16 protein-coding genes are annotated in these 18,224 nt (G+C 72.3%); 1 reads left to right on the top strand and 15 read right to left on the bottom strand.

Annotated elements, in window-relative coordinates:
* Window positions 1-20: 20 nt before the first annotated feature.
* Window positions 21-1,544, top strand: a complete 1,524-nt coding sequence (locus AB0I71_RS04385) for a long-chain fatty acid--CoA ligase (protein WP_357581827.1) — start codon at window positions 21-23, stop codon at window positions 1,542-1,544.
* Window positions 1,545-1,567: 23 nt separating this feature from the next.
* Here AB0I71_RS04385 and AB0I71_RS04380 read toward each other — a convergent pair whose 3' ends face one another.
* The 15 genes from AB0I71_RS04380 to AB0I71_RS04310 all read right to left on the bottom strand — a co-directional run bounded on the left by AB0I71_RS04380 (window position 1,568) and on the right by AB0I71_RS04310 (window position 18,162).
* A complete protein-coding gene (locus tag AB0I71_RS04380) occupies window positions 1,568-2,464 on the bottom strand; it encodes a PaaX family transcriptional regulator C-terminal domain-containing protein (protein WP_357581826.1) in 897 nt (298 codons plus the stop codon).
* 37 nt (window positions 2,465-2,501) lie between these two features.
* Window positions 2,502-3,302 (bottom strand): ABC transporter ATP-binding protein, encoded by an 801-nt coding sequence (locus AB0I71_RS04375; RefSeq protein ID WP_357581825.1) that lies wholly within the window; start codon window positions 3,300-3,302, stop codon window positions 2,502-2,504.
* On the bottom strand, window positions 3,295-4,119 hold the full coding sequence (locus AB0I71_RS04370; RefSeq protein WP_357581824.1) for an ABC transporter permease: 825 nt from the start codon (window positions 4,117-4,119) through the stop codon (window positions 3,295-3,297). The genes AB0I71_RS04375 and AB0I71_RS04370 overlap by 8 nt, the downstream gene beginning before the upstream one ends.
* Complete coding sequence (locus AB0I71_RS04365; protein ID WP_357581823.1) at window positions 4,116-4,916, bottom strand: ABC transporter permease; 801 nt, start codon at window positions 4,914-4,916, stop codon at window positions 4,116-4,118. Before AB0I71_RS04365 ends, AB0I71_RS04370 begins: the two co-directional genes overlap by 4 nt.
* Before the next feature lie 66 nt (window positions 4,917-4,982).
* A complete protein-coding gene (locus AB0I71_RS04360) occupies window positions 4,983-5,954 on the bottom strand; it encodes an ABC transporter substrate-binding protein (protein ID WP_357581822.1) in 972 nt (323 codons plus the stop codon).
* A gap of 184 nt (window positions 5,955-6,138) precedes the next feature.
* Window positions 6,139-9,066 carry a LuxR family transcriptional regulator gene (locus AB0I71_RS04355; RefSeq protein ID WP_357581821.1) on the bottom strand — a complete coding sequence of 976 codons (2,928 nt, stop codon included), beginning with the start codon at window positions 9,064-9,066 and terminating at the stop codon, window positions 6,139-6,141.
* Window positions 9,067-9,138: 72 nt separating this feature from the next.
* Complete coding sequence (locus AB0I71_RS04350; protein ID WP_357581820.1) at window positions 9,139-9,750, bottom strand: TetR/AcrR family transcriptional regulator; 612 nt, start codon at window positions 9,748-9,750, stop codon at window positions 9,139-9,141.
* Between the two features lie 195 nt (window positions 9,751-9,945).
* The gene (locus AB0I71_RS04345) at window positions 9,946-11,226 is read right to left on the bottom strand and encodes an ABC transporter substrate-binding protein (protein WP_357581819.1); all 1,281 of its coding nucleotides are present in this window, start codon (window positions 11,224-11,226) and stop codon (window positions 9,946-9,948) included.
* Between the two features lie 65 nt (window positions 11,227-11,291).
* Window positions 11,292-12,398, bottom strand: a complete 1,107-nt coding sequence (locus AB0I71_RS04340) for a branched-chain amino acid ABC transporter permease (protein WP_357581818.1) — start codon at window positions 12,396-12,398, stop codon at window positions 11,292-11,294.
* A complete protein-coding gene (locus AB0I71_RS04335) occupies window positions 12,395-13,273 on the bottom strand; it encodes a branched-chain amino acid ABC transporter permease (protein WP_357581817.1) in 879 nt (292 codons plus the stop codon). The genes AB0I71_RS04340 and AB0I71_RS04335 overlap by 4 nt, the downstream gene beginning before the upstream one ends.
* 14 nt (window positions 13,274-13,287) lie before the next feature.
* A complete protein-coding gene (locus tag AB0I71_RS04330; RefSeq protein ID WP_357581816.1) occupies window positions 13,288-14,007 on the bottom strand; it encodes an ABC transporter ATP-binding protein in 720 nt (239 codons plus the stop codon).
* Window positions 14,007-14,789 carry an ATP-binding cassette domain-containing protein gene (locus AB0I71_RS04325; protein WP_357581815.1) on the bottom strand — a complete coding sequence of 261 codons (783 nt, stop codon included), beginning with the start codon at window positions 14,787-14,789 and terminating at the stop codon, window positions 14,007-14,009. Before AB0I71_RS04325 ends, AB0I71_RS04330 begins: the two co-directional genes overlap by 1 nt.
* 87 nt (window positions 14,790-14,876) lie before the next feature.
* Window positions 14,877-16,004 carry an acyl-CoA dehydrogenase family protein gene (locus AB0I71_RS04320; protein WP_357581814.1) on the bottom strand — a complete coding sequence of 376 codons (1,128 nt, stop codon included), beginning with the start codon at window positions 16,002-16,004 and terminating at the stop codon, window positions 14,877-14,879.
* Complete coding sequence (locus AB0I71_RS04315; protein ID WP_357581813.1) at window positions 16,001-17,158, bottom strand: acyl-CoA dehydrogenase family protein; 1,158 nt, start codon at window positions 17,156-17,158, stop codon at window positions 16,001-16,003. The genes AB0I71_RS04320 and AB0I71_RS04315 overlap by 4 nt, the downstream gene beginning before the upstream one ends.
* 116 nt (window positions 17,159-17,274) lie before the next feature.
* The gene (locus AB0I71_RS04310; protein ID WP_357581812.1) at window positions 17,275-18,162 is read right to left on the bottom strand and encodes an alpha/beta hydrolase; all 888 of its coding nucleotides are present in this window, start codon (window positions 18,160-18,162) and stop codon (window positions 17,275-17,277) included.
* Window positions 18,163-18,224 lie beyond the last annotated feature (62 nt).

The following is an 18,224-nucleotide window of genomic DNA, read 5'->3' as shown; positions in this document are numbered from 1 at the left end:
CCACCACCGGGAGACCGCTGATGCACGAACAAGGAATCGGTGCCTGGCTGGCCAAGCGCCGGCTCAAATCCCCCGACAAGGTCGCCCTCGTCCACGGCGACGGCTCCACCGTGACGTACCGCCAGTTCGCCGACGGCGCCGACCGGGTCGCCGCGCTGCTGCGGAGTCTGGGGATCGGCAAGGGCGACGCGGTGGCCTATCTGGGCGAGAACAGCCCGGACTTCCTCCAGGTGATGTTCGGCGCGGCCCGGCTGGGTGCCGTCTTCGTTCCGGTGAACACCCGGCTGGCGCCGCCCGAGGTGGCCCATGTGCTCACCGACTGCGGCGCGCGGGTGCTGATCCACGATCCGGAGTTCGACGAACGGGTGGCCGCCGCGACCGGCTCCGGCCAGTCGCCGCGTCGCGTCGTCACCGGGGTTGGCACGGCCGATCGGCGGGGACTGACCCACCTGCTGAGCACGACAGCCGTGGCCGACACGGCCGCCGAGGTCAGCATGGACGACCCGGCCGCGATCATCTACACCTCGGGTACGACCGGGCGGGCCAAGGGTGCGGTGCTGACCCACGGCAACCTCACCTGGGTCGCGCTCAACTGCGTGGTCGACTACGACGTCGTGTCGACCGACGTGGCGCTGATGATCTCGCCGTTGTTCCACGTCGCGTCCCTCGGCATGGGGGCGCTGCCGGTCATCCTCAAGGGCGCGACGCTCGTGCTGGAGAAGGGCTTCGAGCCGGGTCGCGCGCTCGCCCAGATCGAGCGGCACGGCGTCACCATGCTCAGCGGCGTGCCGACCACCTACCAACTGATGGCCGACCACCCGGAGTGGGCCACCACCGACCTGTCGACGCTGAGCAAGCTCACCTGTGGTGGTTCGGCCGTACCCACCCGGATCCTCAACGCCTACGAGGAACGCGGCCTGTCGTTCTCGCAGGGCTACGGCATGACCGAGGCATCGCCGGGCGCGACGTCGCTGCCGCCCGCGATGACCCGCGCCAAGCAGGGCAGCGTGGGCCTCCCCCACTTCTTCACCGGCGTGCGGATCGCCGACGAACACGGCGCGCCGATTGCCGACGGCGGCATCGGAGAGATCCAGATCTGCGGCCCGAACGTCTTCCCCGGCTATCACCTGCTGCCGGAGGCGACGGCCGAGGCGTTCACCGAGGACGGCTGGTTCCGCTCCGGCGACCTGGGATATCTCGACGCCGACGGCTACCTCTACATCTCGGGCCGCCTCAAAGACATGATCATCTCGGGGGGCGAGAACATCTACCCGGCCGAGATCGAGGTCCTGCTCGGCGAGATCGACGGGGTGACCGGAGTGGCGGTCATCGGCGTACCGGACGCGCGGTGGGGTGAGGTGCCGTGGGCGATCATGACGGTACGCGAGGGTGCCGCAGTCGACGTCGCCACTGTGCAACGGTTCCTGGACGGCAGGGTCGCCCGCTACAAGCTGCCCAAGAACGTGGTGATCGTCGACGAGCTACCGCGTACCGCGTCCGGCAAGGTGCGCAAGGCCGACCTGCGGAACCGGTTCGGCGGCTGAGGCTCGCCGGGCCGGGCCGGGTGTCACGAGACACGGCCCAGATCCGAATCCGCCTTGCCGGGTCGCCGTCCGGGCCTCTCGGCGACCCCGCCCACGTTCCTGGACGCCGCACCGGAGCCGTTGGTGACGAGCGCGGCGAACTCCTCGGCGGACGCCGCGGCCAGCCGCTCGTGCATCCGACGGTAGACCTGGGTCGACCGCCCGGCCGGCCACTGCGCGTCCATGAACTCGCGCGGCAGTCTCGGGTCGGCGCGCAGCAACGCGAGCCAGTCGGCCACCAGCATCGTCCGCACGGTGAGGGCGCTCGGTGCCTGCGTCGCGGCGCCCGGATCGTCCCACACCTCGATGAACGCCAGGTGCTCGCGCCGGATCGCCTCGATGTCCCACGCCGCGCGGACACTGTCGGCGATCGGGAACCCGGCGAGTTCCCGGGCGTGGAAGGCGATGACCGTCTTGGGGGGAAGGTCACGGCACAACGGCTCCAGTGACCCGGCGAGGTCGACCTCGCCCGGTGCCAGCCAGAGCCCGTCGCGCAGCGGAGCGAAGCCCTCCCAGGTGAGGGTGGAACGCAACCGGTGGCGCAGGGTCCGTTGTCCCTCGGGGATGGTGAACGTGACGAGGGTCCATCCGGTGCCCTGCGGATCGAACGGACGTGGGCCACGGACCCGTTCGGTGGCCTCGCGCAACACCGCCACCCCGTGCTCGGTGAGCGAGAACTGGATCTCCCGCCCGCTCCTGCTCCGGTCGAGCATGCCGGTCTGCACGAGCCGGTCGAGGGTCGCCCGCGTCGCTGGTGCCGCGACGCCTGCGCCTTCGAGCACCCCGATCAGGACGCTGGCGCGGATCGGCCCTGGAGCATCGTCGACGACGTGCTCGCCAAAGAACGCCAGTAGCAGCTGCTTCGGCTGACGACTGCGCACGGTTTTCCCTCTCGAGCGAATCCACCCCTCGGCACGTTCACGGGGCGACGGTCTGCCCGCGCTTCGCACGCTGGATCTGGTCGTAGACGTGCGTACGCAGCTCGGTGAAGCGCGGTAGCGCCCGGGTGGTGATCTGGTCCCGCTCCGGCGGCAGGTCGACCGCCAGATCCTCCTGCACCCAGGTCGGCGAGGCGGACAGGACCAGCACCCGCTCCCCCAGGTAAACCGATTCGTCGATGTCATGGGTGACGAAGAGAACCGAGATCTTGCGCGTGGCGTGCAGCTCACGGACGAGATCCTCCAGGTCCGCGCGGGTCTGCGCGTCGACCGCGGCGAACGGCTCGTCCATGATCAGCACCTCGGGTTGGTACGCGATGGCCCGCGCGATCGCCACCCGCTGCTGCATGCCACCCGAGAGCTGCCACGGGTGACTGCGTCCCGCGTGCGCCAGCCCGACCGCCTCGATGGCGTCGGTGACGAGCTTGTCGCGGGCCTGGCGGGAGAGCCGCTTGTGGCGCAGCGGCAGCTCGACGTTGCCCCGGACGGTCAGCCACGGGTAGAGACTGCGACCGTACTCCTGGAAGACGACTGCCATCGCCGGGCTCGGACCGGTCACCGGCTGCCCGTCCATCTCGACCAGCCCGCTGGTCGGCCGGAGCAGGCCGGCGAGGCATTTCAACAGGGTCGTCTTGCCGCAGCCGGACGGCCCGACGATGCAGACGAGTTCACCGGAGTGCATGGTGAAGCTGATGTCCCCGATCGCCTCGACGTCGCCGTTCGTGGACTCGTAGACCTTGCGCAGGTGCTCCACCCGCAGCAGGGTGCTCCGGTCAGGCACGATTGACCTCCCTGATTCCGTGGTACCAGCGCAGCACCCGTCGCTCGACGACACCGAAGGTCGCGGCGAGGAGAACGCCGACGAGGCCGAGCAGGAGAATGCCACTCCACATCTCGGCGATGAGGTAGTTGCGTTGGAAGTAGGCGATCCGGTAGCCCAGTCCGGCGGACGAGGCGAACATCTCCGAGATGACCATCAGGATCAGCGCGACCGAGAGCCCCTGCCGGACCCCGGTCATGATCCGGGGGCTGGCCGCCGGAAGCACGAGGAACCGGAGCCGCTCCCACCAGGTGATCTGGAACGAGTCGGCGGTTTCGGACATCACGCTGTCGGTGGCCCGGACCCCGTCGATCGTGTTCAGCAGGATCGGCCAGACCGCGCCGGAGACGATGACGACCACCTTCATCGTGTCGGTGATGCCGAGCAGCAGCATCACCACCGGGATCAGCACCGGCGGAGGGATGGCCCGGAAGAACTCCAGCAACGGTTCGAGCAGCTCGCGGAGCCAGGTGAACAGCCCGATGAGCGTGCCGGCGGCGATGCCGATCACGATCGAGGCCGCGATGCCGAGGGCGAGCCGGTAGAGGCTCGGCAGCACGTCGTCGACGAACGCAGGGCCGATCCAGGTTTCCCGGAAGGCTTCGAGGATGGTGAGGGGGCCGGGAAAGAACCGGTTCGTCGACGAGGAGGACGCCAGTCCCCAGATCACCAGCAACAGGAAGGGCAGCCCGAGCGAGTAGAGAAAGCCCGCGGCGACGCGGCGCCCGAGATCGCCGCCGCGCGACCGCTTGGCGATCCGGTCGGTGTGCGCGGTCACAGGACCTCCTCGCCGCGTACGGACTGATGCCACGACAACGAACGTCGTTCGATGAAGCGGAAGACCAGGTTCACCAGAAGCCCGAGCAGCCCGGTGACCACCACGAAGGCGTACAGCCCGACGGAGTCACCGGCGGAGCGGGACAGCTCGATCATCCGCCCCAGACCGGGATTGCCGATCACCATCTCGGCGGTGATGGCGAGGATGAGGGCGACCGCCGCGGCGAGCCTGACGCCCGTCATGAGGTACGGCAGGGCGGTCGGCAGCACCAGGTACGACAGTCGCTCGCGCCGGGTGAGTCCGAAGCTGCGGGCGGTGTCCCGGGCGACCGCGTCGACGTCGGCGACGCCGTAGATCACCTGCACGAACACCTGCCAGAACGACGCGTAGATGATGATGACGAGGGCGGCCTGCATCTGGATGCCGAACAGCAGCACGGCGAGGGGGATGAGCGCCACCGACGGGATGGGCCGCAGGAACTCCACAACCGTGTGGGTGGCGCGGCGCAGGAAGGGCACCAGGCCGACGATCGTACCGAGGACGACCGCTGCGGCCGTGGCCACGGCCAGCCCGATCGCCCAGGAGGTCATGGTGTTGCCGAGCCGGCGCCAGAAGGCGAGGTCGCGGAACTCCTCGGCCAGCCGGGCGAAGACGTCGGTGACGTACGGCAGGTACTGCGAGTTGATCAGGCCGAGGGTCGGGATCAGCTGCCAGACGACGAGGAACCCGGTCAGCCCGGCAAGGCCCAGCATCACCTTGCGCAGCGAACGCGGACGCCGGATGGACAAGACGTGCATGTTGCTCCCGTGGTCGGCGGCGACGCCCTTCCCGGCCGGTCACCGGGAAGGGCGGGACCGCGCCGATTACTGCTGTTGGATGAGGCGGTCGAAGTTGGGCTGCTGGTCGAGCACCTTGTACTTGCCGGCGAGGGTGGCGAGCGACTCCAGGCTCGCCCGGTCCAGCTCCCAGCTGAACCGCGGCAGCTTCACCGAGTCCGCGACCGGCTCCGGGAGCTCCAGGTTGTCCTTGATGGCCTGACGGACGGCTGTCTCGTTCGCGGAGTCCTGCGCCCACTCAAGCGTTTCCTTCATCGCCGCCGTGAAGTCGGCGATCAGCTCGGCGTCGGAGTCCATCTTGGCCTTGGTCGCGATCGTGGTGAGCGTCGCGAGCCCCGGGGCGACCGCCTGGTAGGGCGCCACGATGAAGGTGTCGCCACGGCTGCGCAGCTGGGTGACGAAGGGCTCCGGCACCCAGGCGGCGTCGATGTTGTCGGCTTCGAGCTGTGCCGGGACGTCGGGGAAGGCGACCTCGACGAACTTGATGGTGGTGGGGTCACCACCGTCCTTCTCCACCGCGGCCATGATCGTCACGTCGCCCGCCGCGCCCAGGCTGTTCACCGACACCCGCTTGCCCGCGAGCTCCGCCGGCCTGGTGATGCCGGACTTGGCCGAGGCGACCACGGCGTTGATGTCGTCGCCCTCGGCGTAGGACGACGCGTAGTTGCCGATCATCACGACGCCGAGGTCCTGCAGGTCGGCCCGGAAGGGGCCGAACGGCTGACCGATGGCGAAGTCGATGTCACCGTTGATGAGCGCGGGGATGGCCTGCGCGCCGCCCTGAGCGGGCAGCACCTCGACCGCGAGTCCGTGCTTTTCGAAGATGCCGGCCTTCATCCCGCCCCAGAGCGCGGCGGTCTCGGTGATGGGCAGGGCCGCGACACGAACCGGGCGCAGTTCGCCGCTGTTCTCTCCCGAGGGGGTGGCGTCCGAGTCCGTACATCCAGCGAGCGCGATCGCGACACCGGCGATCAGCCCGAGCGTGAGTACCTTCTTCATCGACAAGGCCCTTCCTGGGGCGGGGGTGGTGGGTGCGTCAACACCGACGGGTGCCTTGGGACCTACGGCGGGTTCGATGTGAGTGAGATCACCCGGCCGTGTTGGCCATCGTCAGTCACCGACCATCAAATGTCAAGATTTTCTGACGCCCGTCATGGATCGGTTGAATATCGGTTTCGAAACGTCAACCCAGCGCGCGGGCCAGCTCGGTCCGGGAGCGGATGCCGAGCCGGTGGTAGATGTTGCGCAGATGGTGGTCCACGGTCCGGGTGGAGAGGAACATCTGCGTGGCGACCTCCCGGTTTGTGGCGCCGGCGGCGACCAGGTGGGCGATCCGCAGTTGCTGACCGGTGAGCAGCAGCGCGGCGTGCGGGTCCGGCGTACCCACCGACTCCCCCGCCGCTCGCAGCTCCACGGCGGTCTGCCGGGCCCACACGTCGGCGCCGAGCAGGGTGAAGGTCTGCCGGGCCCGGTGCAGGTGACCGCGGGCTTCCCGGGGACGGCGAGCGCGGCGGAGTTCCCGACCGAAGAGCAACTCGGTACGGGCCCGTTCGAAGGTGGCGGCGTCGGACGGGTGCAGGGCCAGCGCCACCCGGAACTGCCGCTCGGCCTCGGCGCTGCCGCGCGGGGCCAGCAGCGCGTGGCAGCGCGCCGACAGCGCTCGACGCAGCGGGCTGGCGGTACTACCGGCCCAGCGGTCGAAGACGGCGAGCGCGGCCTGGGCCCGGGCCTGCCGACCGTCGTACGCGGCGGCCTCCACCAGGTGGGGCGTGGCCATCACCTGGACCAGGACCTGACCCCGTCCGGTACCGGGTCGGGCCAGCGCGACCAGGCGGTCCGCGGCGTCGGCGTACCTGGCCTCGACCAGGTCCAGCAACGCGAGGGCCCACTGGGCGAGGGCGTGCGGGCGGCTGCCCGGTACGGCGGCGTCACCCAGCTCGGCGACATGGCCGAGACTGGCGTCGCGGTCGGCCCGCACCGCCGCGAGCACGGCGAGCAGGCCGAGGTGCACGTCGGCGCTGGTGTGCTGCCCGGCGGCCCGTGCCACCCGCAGCCCCTCCCGGCAGCTCTTCGTCGCGGCGTCGTGGCGACCCAGCCAGTACTCACTCATCGCACGCAGTTCGAGCGCCCTGGGCAGCAGGGACACCTCGCCACGGTCGGCCGCCAGTTCGACGGCGCGGTCGGCGAGCCGGTACGCCGCGGCGTCCACCGCCACCAGCAGGCCGGCCACGGCCGCGCCGCTCAACGCGGTAGGGGTGAGTGCGGCACCGGTCAGCCGGCCGCCGAGCACCACCGCCCGGCGCAGCAGCGGACCGCCGTGGGCGTGCTCACCGCGCAGCGTGGCGGCGGCCCCGGCGACCAGGGTGGTCAGCAGGTCCACCCAGTGGGGATCCCCGTCGCGACGAAGCGCCGACATCCGACGGGCCACCTCCGCGTAGCGGTACTGGTCACCGGAGAAGCAGACGGCCTCGCCGGCTCGCACCAGTGCGACAAGCGCCGACTCGCGATCGACGTCGGCCAACGCGGTGGCGGCGGCCAGCAGGGTCGGCAGCGCGGCCGACGCCGAGCCGCAGCGCAGTCGCATCTCGCCACGCAGCAGTTCGGCTAGACCGCCAGTTGCGGCGGCCACCGTCCGGTCGCCTCCGGCTCCGCTGTCGGCGCCCCACCCGGGCGGCGTGGGCGGCACCCCGTCCGGCGCACCGGTTCCGTTGTCGCGCCCGACCGGCGCGGGGGCCACCCCGACCGGCGGTACGGCAGTCGGGCCGGTGGGTGCGTCCGCGACGCGGTGCAGCAAGGCGCGGGCCCGGTCGGGGTCCCCTGCCTGCCAGGCGTAGCGGGCGGCGTTGACCTGCCGGCTGGCGGCGAGCACCGGGTCGTCGCTGAGTTCGGCGGCCCGGGCCAGCGCCGTCGCGGCGGTGGCGCGGTCCGCGCTGTCGCCCGCCGCGTCCGCCAGTTCGGTCGCCAGTGCCGGGGCCGGGCCGTCGGTCGCCGCCGCCAGGTGCAGGGCCCGACGCAACCGGGTCCCGGTGCCGTCGAGCGCGGCGGCGAGCAGCAGATGGGCGTCGCGGCGCGCGGCGAGGGAGGCGGTCGCCTCGACCATGGCGTGCGCCAGCGGCCGGGGAAAAACGACGCCACCGGGTGGGGTGAGCCGGATCAGGCCGGCGGCCTCGGCCGGCACGAGCGCCGCGACACTGCCGCCGGCCGCTTGCAGCGCCCGGCCGAGCGTGGCGGGCTCCACGGCGCGACCCTGGTCGGCCGGAGTCGGGGTGCTGGGGGCGGTCGCGGCGAGCGCGGCCAGCAGCAGCGCGCGCCGCGTGTCGCCGGGCAGGCGGGACAGCAGCGCGCGGTACCCCCGGCCCAGTTCGCCGTCGGCCGGTGGTGCCGTGGGTAGGGGTTCCGTGCCGTGCCACTGGCCGGGCGTCAGCGAGTCCGCGAGGTCGATCAGGGCCTGCGGGTTTCCGGCGGCGAGGGTGCTCAGGGCGGCCAGCACCGGTCCCGGTGGTGGCGGTCCCGGGCGGCGAGCGGTGAGCAGGGCGCGACTGTCCAGGTCGTCGAGCGGCAACAGCCGGCGACCGGGTATCGCGTCCGCTCCGTTGTCGCTGCCGGCGGTGAGCAGCAGGACGACGGGCAGGTGCGGCAGCCGCCGGGCCACGAAGGTCAGCAACCGCGCCGTCGGGGCGTCGCCCGCGTCGAGGTCGTCCATGGTGCACAGCAGTGGGCCGTCGTGGGCGGCCTCAGCGAGCAGCCCGAGTACGGCGTGGGAGAGTACGAGCTGGTCCTGGTCGCGGCAGCCTTCGCCGGCCACGGCCCGGCGCAACACCTGCCGTTGCCGTTCGGGCAGCGCGCACGCGCGGTCGAGCACGGGGTCGAGCAGCCGCTGCAACCCGGCGTAGGGCAGCACCGCCTCGTCGGGCAGGCCGGCGGCGGCGAGCAGTCGACGACCCCGACCGTGCCGGTGGGCGTACGCCAGCAGCGCGCTGCGCCCGGAGCCGGGCTCGCCGTGCAGCAGCAGCGCTTTCCCGGCCGGTGCGGCGAGCAGGGTTCGGATCTCCCGGCACTCCGCCTGCCGGCCCCGTAGCCCAGCTATTTGCACTGTAGATGCATTAATCATGCATCGAGTCTCGCCTACCCGCAGGCGCTTGAGAAGGGGTGAATGTCGGGCGGTCGGCAGCAGCGCGACGGGTCAGCGGTCGACCGGCTCGGCCAGCAGCGCGCCGACGGTGCGGGTCATCACCGCCCGGGCGGCGTCGACGCCCAACCCGAGACCGTCCCGCAGGGTCGACCACGCCGGCCACGTGCTCGCCGCCACCACGGCGTTCACCACCTGTTCCCGCGCCGACCCGGCGCGGTCCAGCTCCTCGGCGAACAGCTGCTCGACCTCGTCGCGTACCCGGGCGATGTGCTTGAGCCGGTTGCGGCGCAGCTGGGCGGAGACCGGCTCACGCATCTGCGCCGCCCGAGCCGACGGCGCGATCAGTTGCAGCAGTTTCGCCCGCTGCCGGCAGAACGCGTCGACCCGCTTCGCCAGCGGCAACGCGGGCGAGATCGGCCGCCACGCGGCGTCCTGCTGGCGCAGCAGCTCGGCACCGCTGGCCTCGAACAGCGTCTCCATGTCCTTGAAGTTGGTCCAGAGCGTACGCAGGGAGATGCCGGCCCGCTCGGCGATGCGCTCACCGGTCGGGCGCAGGTCGCCCTCGGAGATGAGCGCGAGATGCGCCTCGACGATCGCCGCCCGGGTGCGCTCGGCCCGGGCGGTGCGCCCGTCGACCCGGCCGGCCGCCTCGGCACTGACCATCCCCGCCGTCCCCCTCACCCCTGGCGTCGCGTTCGTGCGAGCCGAGTCTAGGCGTTGCTCAGACCCTGCCCGGACGAGCCTCGTCGAGCAGGCGCCGGGCCGCTGCGGGTCGTGGCGGGCCGGCGACGTCGGCGCACCTCGCCGGTGCGCACCGCCCGGGGTCCGGGTCCGGGCGGTGCGCACCGGGCGAGCGGATCAGGCGCTCGGCACGCCGTTCGCGGGCGGCGCCACCGGCGGTGCGGTGTACTCGTTGACGGGTCCGTCGGCCTCGTCGGTCTCGTAGGTGGGGCCGAAGTAGCGCTGCTCTCCCCCCTCGACCCGGCTCAGCCGGCCACCGCCGTAGCCGGAGTGGTCGGTGCCGGAGAACCGCAACGGCGCAACGCCGGGACCCTGGTAGCCGCCCTTGCGGACGGCCTCGACAAGCGACTCACGGGTGAGATCCTTGCCGGCGGCCTGGAGCACCTGGACGAACAGGTAACCCACAGCCATCCCGTAGACGGTGTTGCCGTCGAACTCCGCGCCGCCGTTGTGTTCCGTGTTCACCTTGGTGAACAGCTGGATCCACGGATCGTCGCTGTCCCCCTGCATCGGCAGGTAGTTCAGACCGATCAGGCCCTCCAGCAGTGCGGCGGCCTCGCCGAGCTGCCGGGACAGCGTCGGGTGGTCGGCGCCCACGTTCGACACCAGCCACTGCGGGCGGAAGTTCAGGCGGGCGGCGGTGCCGACGGACAGGGCGGTGAAGCCGGGCACGGTGGCGAGGATGACCACCTCGCAGCCGGCCGCCTTGAACGCACCGATCTGCGGCGCGACGTTCGTGTTGCTCGTGACGTACGTCTGGCGGTCCGCCACCCCGTCGGCGCCGAGCACCTGCTCCACGCCGGCCAGCGCGTCCCGACCGAAGTCGTCGTCCTGGCCGAGGAAGCACACCGTGCGGCCGGGCAGGGCGGTCTTCACGTGGTTCGCCAGGATCTTGCCCTCGACCGTGTAGTCGGGGTTGAAGCCGAAGGTGTTCGGATAGCGGTCGGGCTGGTCCCAGCTGCGGCTGCCGGAGGCGACGAAGAGGTCGGGCACCCGGTTGGTGTGCAGGAAGTCCAGCACGCCGGTGTGGGTCGGCGTGCCGAGCCCGTTCAGGATGGCGAAGACCTTGTCCTGCAACACGAGCTGGCGGACCACCTGCTGGGTGGTGGCGGGGTTGTAGCCGTCATCCATGATCTTGTAGGTGATCTTGCGACCGTGCACGCCGCCGTTGGCGTTGACGTAGTCGAAGTACGCCTTCGTCGCCGGGGCGATCTTGGAGTAGCCGGCGGACGCCGGACCGGTGAGCGGCATGTGGGTGCCGACGACAATCTCCGTGTCGGTGACGCCGGGCACCGGCGCCCCCGACCCGGGGCCGTCGTCGGAGCCGCAGGCGGTGGAGCTGAGCAGCAGGGTGAGGGTGGTGGCGATCACGAGACCGCGTCGTGCCGTGCTTCGCATGGGACACCGACCTTTCATCGGTCCGGTTGTGCGAGATGGTTGGTTGGGGTGAGCGGGTGGAACGGTTACGACCGCCCGATCGGCCAGCGGGCGCGCAACGCCCGGGCCAGCCGGGACAACAGCCCCTGCACGCCGCCGGGCGCGGCGATCATGACTGCGATCAACGTGCTGCCGAAGATCGCCAGCGGCAGGTTGCCCTCCAGCCGCTGCGCCGCCGCCGGCGAGAGGGTGAACAGGTTGGTCAGGGAGTGCGTCAGGTCCGGCAGGGCGACCAGCAGGAAGGCGCCCCAGACCGCCCCGGCGAGTCGACCGAGACCGCCGATGACGACCGCCATCAGCAGGAACAGCGACAACGTCAGGCCGAACGCGCCGGGTGACACGCTCTGCGCGAGCACCGCCAGCAGGGCACCGCCGAGGCCGGCGCTGGCCGCGCTGACCACGAAGGCGATGACCTGCGTACGCGCCACGTGGATGCCGGCCAGGCGGGCGGCGATCTCGTCGTCGCGTACCGCCCGGAAGGAGCGGCCGTACCGGCTGCGGACCAGGTTCGCCAGCAGCACCAGGCAGAGCAGGGTCGCCGCGGCGGCCACCCAGAGCTGCCACCGCTCGTGCGGGAAGTAGACGCCCAGGCCTTCCGGTGCGGGCGCCACCGGAACCGCCAGGCCCTGCTCGCCGTTGAAGACGCCGTCGAAGGTGACTGTCAACGCCGGCACCACCACCGCCACGGCCAGGGTGAGCCCGGCCAGGTACGGCCCGCGCAGCCGGGCGGCGGCGACCCCGACGACCGCGCCGACGACGACGGTGGCGAGCACCGCCACCACGAGCGACACGATCAGCACCCCACCGGCGGTGAGGCCCCGGTCGGCGAAGGCGTTCTGCACCAACGCGAGGGTGTACGCGCCGGTGGCCATCAGCGCGCCGTGGCCCAGCGAGAGCTGCCCGCAGAGCCCGGTCAGGACGGTCAGCCCGGCGGTGGCGCAGAGGTAGGCCGCCACCGTGGCCAGTTGGAAGTTGCGGAACGAGTCCAGTTGGTAGCTGGCCATCAGCACCAGCAACGCGACGCTGGCCGCGACGGCGAGGTGACGCACCAGGGTCGGCAGCGACCGGCCGGGGTGGGCGGGCTCGGCGGCGGCGGGTCGGGCGGGCGGCGCCGGCGCCCGGGTGGCGCTCACACCCGCCTCGCGGTGACCGGGGCGAACAGCCCGCCGGGGCGCAGCAGCAGCACCGTCAGCAGCAGCGCGAGCACCGCGAGCGGGATGAGGTCGCCACCGGCGTACCCGCTCACGTAGGACAGCAGCAGACCGACGCCCAGACCACCGACGACCGCGCCGGGCGGACTGTCCAGCCCGCCGAGCACCGCGGCGGTGAACGCGGAGACGAAGACCAGGTCCATCGCGTGCGGATGCAGACCCAGTTCGGTGGGGATGACGAGCATCCCGGCCAGGGCGCCGACACCCGAGGCCAGCGCCCAGCCGAGGGTGAGCATGCCGCTCACGTTCACGCCGAGCAGCCGCGACACCTCGGGCGCGAACGCCGCGGCGCGCATCCGCAGCCCGATCGCGGTCCGGGTGAAGATCCACACGAGTGCCGCGCCGACCACCCCGACGGTGGCGAAGACGAACAGGTCGTACGGGGACAGCACGGGGGTGCCGCCGACCGTCAGCGCGCTGCGGCTGAACGGTGTCCGGGCGGGCAGGTACTCGTTGCCGTACACCATGCCGAGGATCGCCTGGATCAGCAGGACCAGGCCGAGCGCGACGATCACCGGGTTGAGCGGTGAGCGGTGATCCACGAGCCGCATCACCGCGACGTCGACGACCGCGCCGAGCAGCAGCCCGGCGAGCAGCGCCGCGCCGAAGCCGAGCCAGTACGAGCCGGTCACCGCGGTGACGCTGTACGCGACGTACGCGGCGGCCACCGCCATCGCGCCCTGGGCGAAGTTGACGATCCGACCGGCCCGCCAGATGAGCACCAGGGCGAGGGCGAACGCGGCGTAGACCGCGCCCCTCGACAGTCCGTCGAGGGTGAGGAAGAGGAAGCGGTCCACGGTCCTCCTTGCGTTCAGAATCCGAGGTAGGCGTGGCGCAGGTCGGCGTCGTCGCGCAGCCGGGCGGCCGGGGCGGCCAGGGCGACCCGGCCGAGCGACATCACGATGCCCTGGTCGGCGACGGCCAGGGCGCTGCGCACGTTCTGCTCCACCAGCAGCACGGTCAGCCCGGTGTCGTCGCGCAGTTGGCGCAGCAACGCCATGGTCTGGGCCACCACCCGCGGTGCCAGACCGAGCGACGGTTCGTCAAGCAACAGCAGGCGGGGTCGGCCGACCAGGGCCCGGCCGAGGGCCAGCATCTGCCGTTCACCGCCGGAGAGCTGATGGCCGAGGTGGCGCCGACGCCGGGCCAGCGGCTCGAAGAGCTGGTAGACCTCGTCGAGGGCGCTCGCGGCGGCGGCCCGGTCCCGCCGCCACAACGCGCCGAGGCGCAGGTTCTCCGCCACGGTGAGTTCGCCGATCACGCCGCGCCCTTCCGGCACGTGCGCCACGCCGCGCCGAACGAGCTGCTCGACGGGGGTACCGCGCAGGTCGCGGCCGTCGAAGAGGATCCGACCGGCGGTCGGGCGCAGCATGCCCGAGAGGGTGCGCAGCAGGGTGGTCTTACCGGCGCCGTTGGCGCCGATGACGGCGGCGATGGTGCCGGCCGGCACCCGCAGGTCGACGTCGTGCAGTACCGGCACCGGCCCGTAGCCGGCGGCCAGGGCTTCGGCGGCGAGCAGGTCGGCGCCCACTACGCGGCCTCGTCGACGGCCGCACCGAGGTAGGCGTCCACCACTGCCGGATCCTCGCGGACCGCCTCGGGCGGCCCGGTGGCGACGACCCGACCGAAGTCGAGCACCACGATCCGGTCACAGACCGCCATGACCAGGTCCATGTGGTGCTCCACAAGCAGCACCGCGCAGGGGTCGGTGGCCCGGTGCGGCAGCTGCCGGATCAGCTCCGCGAGGGTGTCCACGTCGTCGGCGCCGAGACCGCCGGCCGGCTCGTCGAGCAGCAGCAGCCGGGGGCGGGCGGCCAGCGCCCGGGCGAGCGCGACCCGCTGGCGTACCGCGAACGGGAGGGTGTCCGGCGCGGCGTCGGCGTACGCCGCGATGCCCAGGTCGTCCAGGACGGCGCGGGCCTGCTCGCGCAGCCGGCGTTCGTCGCGGTCGCTGCGGGGCAGGCCGAGCAGGGCCGGCACCAGGCCGGCGCGGGCGGTGTGGGTGGCCCCGGCCATCACGTTCTCCAGCACGGTGAGCCCGGCGAACAGGCCGGTGCCCTGCAACGTCCGGGCGATGCCCAGCCGGGTGAGCCGGTGCGGTCGTGGTCGAAAGGGCCGCCCGTCGAGGGTCAGCGTGCCGGTGTGCGCGGTGACGAAGCCACACACGACGTTGAACAGCGTGGTCTTGCCGGCCCCGTTGGGGCCGATCACCCCGACCACCTCGCCCGGGCCGACCTCCAGCGAGACGTCGTCGAGGGCGGTGAGGCCGCCGAAGCGCACGCCGACCTGGTGCAGTGCGAGACCGTCCGCCATCAACCCGCCCCTCACCTCGCGACCAACTTATTACACTCGGAGTGTACATTTCTCGCGTGTTTCGTCAACACCTTCAATGGCCGGCCGTCAGCGGCCGGCACCACCGTCCGGGACGGGCTCCACGAAGGACGGCGCGGGCAGGTCGACCAGCCGGGCCAGGGCGGCCCGGTGCCGGTCGGCGGTACCGAAGGCGATAGCTGTGCTCTTGGCCCGCTTGAGGTACAGATGGGCCGGGTGTTCCCAGGTGAAGCCCAGCCCACCGTGCAGCTGGACACAGACCTCCGCCGCCCGGACCGCCACCGGGCCGCAGTAGGCCTGCGCCAGCGCGGCGGCCAGCGCCGCCTCGGCACCGGCCACGCCGAGCCGGTCGGCGGCGTGCCGGGCCACCGCCCGGGCCTCGGTCAGCTCCACCCAGAGGTCGGCCAGCCGGTGCTTGACCGCCTGGAACGAGCCCACCGGACGGCCGAACTGACGGCGCTGCCGCACGTAGTCGACAGTGGTGTCCAGACACCACTGCGCCACCCCGACCTGCTCGGAGGCGAGCAGCGCCGCACCCGCGGTCAACGCCGCCGTCAACGCCGTGGCGGCCACCGCGCCGGTGGCGACCGGGCGGGCGGGTGCGGCGGTGAACTCGATGTCGACGAGCGGTCGGGTGGCGTCCAGCGACACCACGGGTGTCCTCCGTACCGCCGGCTCGACGGCGTCGACGGCGTACAACCCGTCGCCGGCCGGGACCAGCAGCAGGCCGTGCGGCGCGGTGTCGGCCACCCCGGCCACCCGGCCGGACAGCGTCGGTCCGGGGCCGACAGTCACCGGCCCGGGAGCCGCGTCGGGCGCGGTGGCGAGACCCACCGCCAACGCCACCTCGCGTTCACCGGCTGCTATCTGGCGCAACAGGGTGGACTCGCCGCAACCGAGCAGCGCCCGGGTGGCCACCACAGCGCCCAGGAAAGGCACCGGCGCGACGGCCCGGCCCAGTTCCTCAAGCACCACCGCGACCTCGCGGAAACCGGCCCCCGCACCGCCGTGCTCGACGGGCACGGCCAGGCCGGTCACCCCGACCTGGTCGACCAGCCGGCGCCACAGCGCCGCGTCGTACGGGTCACCACCGTCGATCGCGGCGAGGATCCGCTGCCACGGCGCGTGCGCGTGCAGCAGGTCCCGGACGCTGCCGCGCAGCGCCTCCTCGTCGGCGTCGTAGAGCAGGTCGGTCATTTGTCCACCCGGGGTTCGGCGGGCAGCCCGAGCACCCGCTCGGCGATGATGGTGCGCAGGATCTCCGACGTACCGCCCTCGATGGAGTTGCCCCGGGCACGCAGGTACCGGTGGGTGGCGGTGCGGCCGAGCAGGTCGGGTTCGGCCGGGCGACGCATCGTCCACTCGTCGTGCCGCAGCCCCTCGGCACCGCGCAGCTCCACCTCCAGGCCGCTGATCCGCTGGCTCAGCTCGGCGAAGGACAGCTTCACCGCCGAACCTTCGGGGCCGGGTTGACCGGCGGCGACCAGCTGGCGCAGGCGCAGCGCGGCCAGCCGGGCGGCCTCGGCGCGTACCCACGCGTGCAGCACCTCCTCGTGCAGGCCACCGGTGCGCAGGTCGGGTCGTTCCCGCCACAGCCGGGCCAGCACACCGACCATGCCGCCCTCCCGGGGCAACGGCCGGCCACCGATGGCGACACGTTCGTTCATCAGCGTGGTGCGGGCGATCTGCCAACCGTGCCCGACCGCGCCGACCCGGTGGCTGTCGGGTATCCGGACCCCGGTCAGGAAGACCTCGTTGAACTCCGCCTCGCCGGTGGCCTGCCGCAGCGGCCGCACCCGTACCCCCGGCGCGGTCATGTCGCAGACGAAGTAGGTGAGGCCGTGATGCTTCGGGGCGGCCGGATCGGTGCGGGCCAGCAGGATCGCCCAGCGCGCCCGGTGGGCCAGGGACGTCCACACCTTCTGGCCGTCGACCACCCAGTCGGCACCGTCGGGCACCGCGCGGGTACGCAGGCTGGCCAGGTCGGATCCGGCGTCGGGCTCGCTGAACAGCTGGCACCAGACCTCCTCGCCGGTCCACAGCGGTCGCAGCCAGCGCCGGCACTGGGCGTCGCTGGCGTGCCGCAGCAGGGTGGGCGCGGCCATGCCGAGGCCGATGCTGTTGCGCCGGGGCCGGTTGTCCGGCGCGCCGGCCTCGGCGAAGGCCTCGTCCACCACCGCCTGGAGGTGCGGCGGTGCGCCCAGGCCACCGCGACCGGGCGGGTGGTGCACCCAGGCCAGTCCGGCGTCGAAACGGGCGCGCAGGAAACCGGTGCGGTCACCGCTCGGGTCGTGCGTCCGCAGGAACGTTGCGACCAGCCCGCGCAGCCCGTCGGCCGTGTGGTCGGACACTCACCACCTCCAACGTTATTGCACTGTCGATGCAATATACGGCCGCCGGTCCACGGGACGGAAGACCGGCGGCCGGACGACCCGGGGCGGACGCGACGCGACCGCCCCGGTCGACCTCAGTGCGGGCAGGTGTTGCGGTACTCCTCGATCGCCAGGCCGCTCGGGCCGGGGCAGAGGAACTGCTCGTACCGGGTGTCGTCGTCGACGAACCGCTTCAGCCAGGCCACCATCTGCTTGGCGGTCGGGGTGTTCACCGTGTTCGGGAAGAAGTGGCCCTCGTTGTTGAGCTCCAGGTACGCCTTCTCGGCCGACGCCGGGATGCTGTTGTAGAACGGCTCGGAGTGCGACGAGACCGAGGCGACGGTGTCGCTCTCACCGCCGACGATGAGCGTCGGCACCCGCAGGTTCGACCAGTTCTTGGTCAGGTTCCACGGTGCCAGCGGCACCGCGGCCTGCAACGACGGCCGGCTCGCTGCGGCCTCCAGGCTGCCGCCACCGCCCATCGAGTGTCCGGCCACGGCGAGCCGACTCGCGTCGATCCGACCGCGCACCGAGCTGCGCTCGGTCAGGTAGTCCAGCGCGGCCAGCAGTTGCCGACCCCGACTGGCCGGCTGGTCCAGGCGGGTGATGGTGTCGATGCCGATGACCACGAAACCGTGCGAGGCGATCCGTGGGCCTAGCCAGTCCAGGCTCGACCAGGAGGCGGTGTAGCCGGGCGAGATGGCCACCGCGCCGAAGGTGCCCGCCGTGGTGGTGGTCGGGTAGTAGATGACGCCGCCGCCGAAGCCACTGACCAGCGAGGAGACGGTCGTCGAGGAGGTCGCGAAGGGGCCGCGGCTGGCCTCCAGGATCGCGTTTGTCGGTGCCGGTCCCCGCTCGTACGGGTTGGCGGCCTGGACGGGGGTCGAGGTGGCGACGACGCCACCGGCGGCCACGACGGCGGCCGTCGCCAGCCGGGCCAGGAGGGAGACGGTACGGGGACGGGTGGTGGTGGTTGATCGCACGTCGGATACTCCCTTGGGTTGGAGCTGTATCGACTGCGATCAGTGTTTGGTGCGCCGCGCCG

The sequence above is a fragment of the Micromonospora sp. NPDC049891 genome (genome assembly GCF_040660295.1).
In the GTDB taxonomy this organism is placed as follows: Bacteria; Actinomycetota; Actinomycetes; order Mycobacteriales; family Micromonosporaceae; genus Micromonospora.
The sequence above is the reverse complement of the archived record's forward strand: the minus strand, read 5'-3'. Positions and strand labels throughout refer to the sequence as shown.

What these genes read in the sequence shown, in the direction of transcription:
- AB0I71_RS04325 (WP_357581815.1), bottom strand. Translation starts at nt 14,789, where the DNA reads ATGGCGGACGGTCTCGCACTGCACCAGGTCGGCGTGCGCTTCGGCGGC.
- AB0I71_RS04365 (WP_357581823.1), bottom strand. Translation starts at nt 4,916, where the DNA reads ATGCACGTCTTGTCCATCCGGCGTCCGCGTTCGCTGCGCAAGGTGATG.
- AB0I71_RS04355 (WP_357581821.1), bottom strand. Translation starts at nt 9,066, where the DNA reads ATGATTAATGCATCTACAGTGCAAATAGCTGGGCTACGGGGCCGGCAG.
- AB0I71_RS04350 (WP_357581820.1), bottom strand. Translation starts at nt 9,750, where the DNA reads ATGGTCAGTGCCGAGGCGGCCGGCCGGGTCGACGGGCGCACCGCCCGG.
- AB0I71_RS04345 (WP_357581819.1), bottom strand. Translation starts at nt 11,226, where the DNA reads ATGCGAAGCACGGCACGACGCGGTCTCGTGATCGCCACCACCCTCACC.
- AB0I71_RS04320 (WP_357581814.1), bottom strand. Translation starts at nt 16,004, where the DNA reads ATGACCGACCTGCTCTACGACGCCGACGAGGAGGCGCTGCGCGGCAGC.
- AB0I71_RS04360 (WP_357581822.1), bottom strand. Translation starts at nt 5,954, where the DNA reads ATGAAGAAGGTACTCACGCTCGGGCTGATCGCCGGTGTCGCGATCGCG.
- AB0I71_RS04385 (WP_357581827.1), top strand. Translation starts at nt 21, where the DNA reads ATGCACGAACAAGGAATCGGTGCCTGGCTGGCCAAGCGCCGGCTCAAA.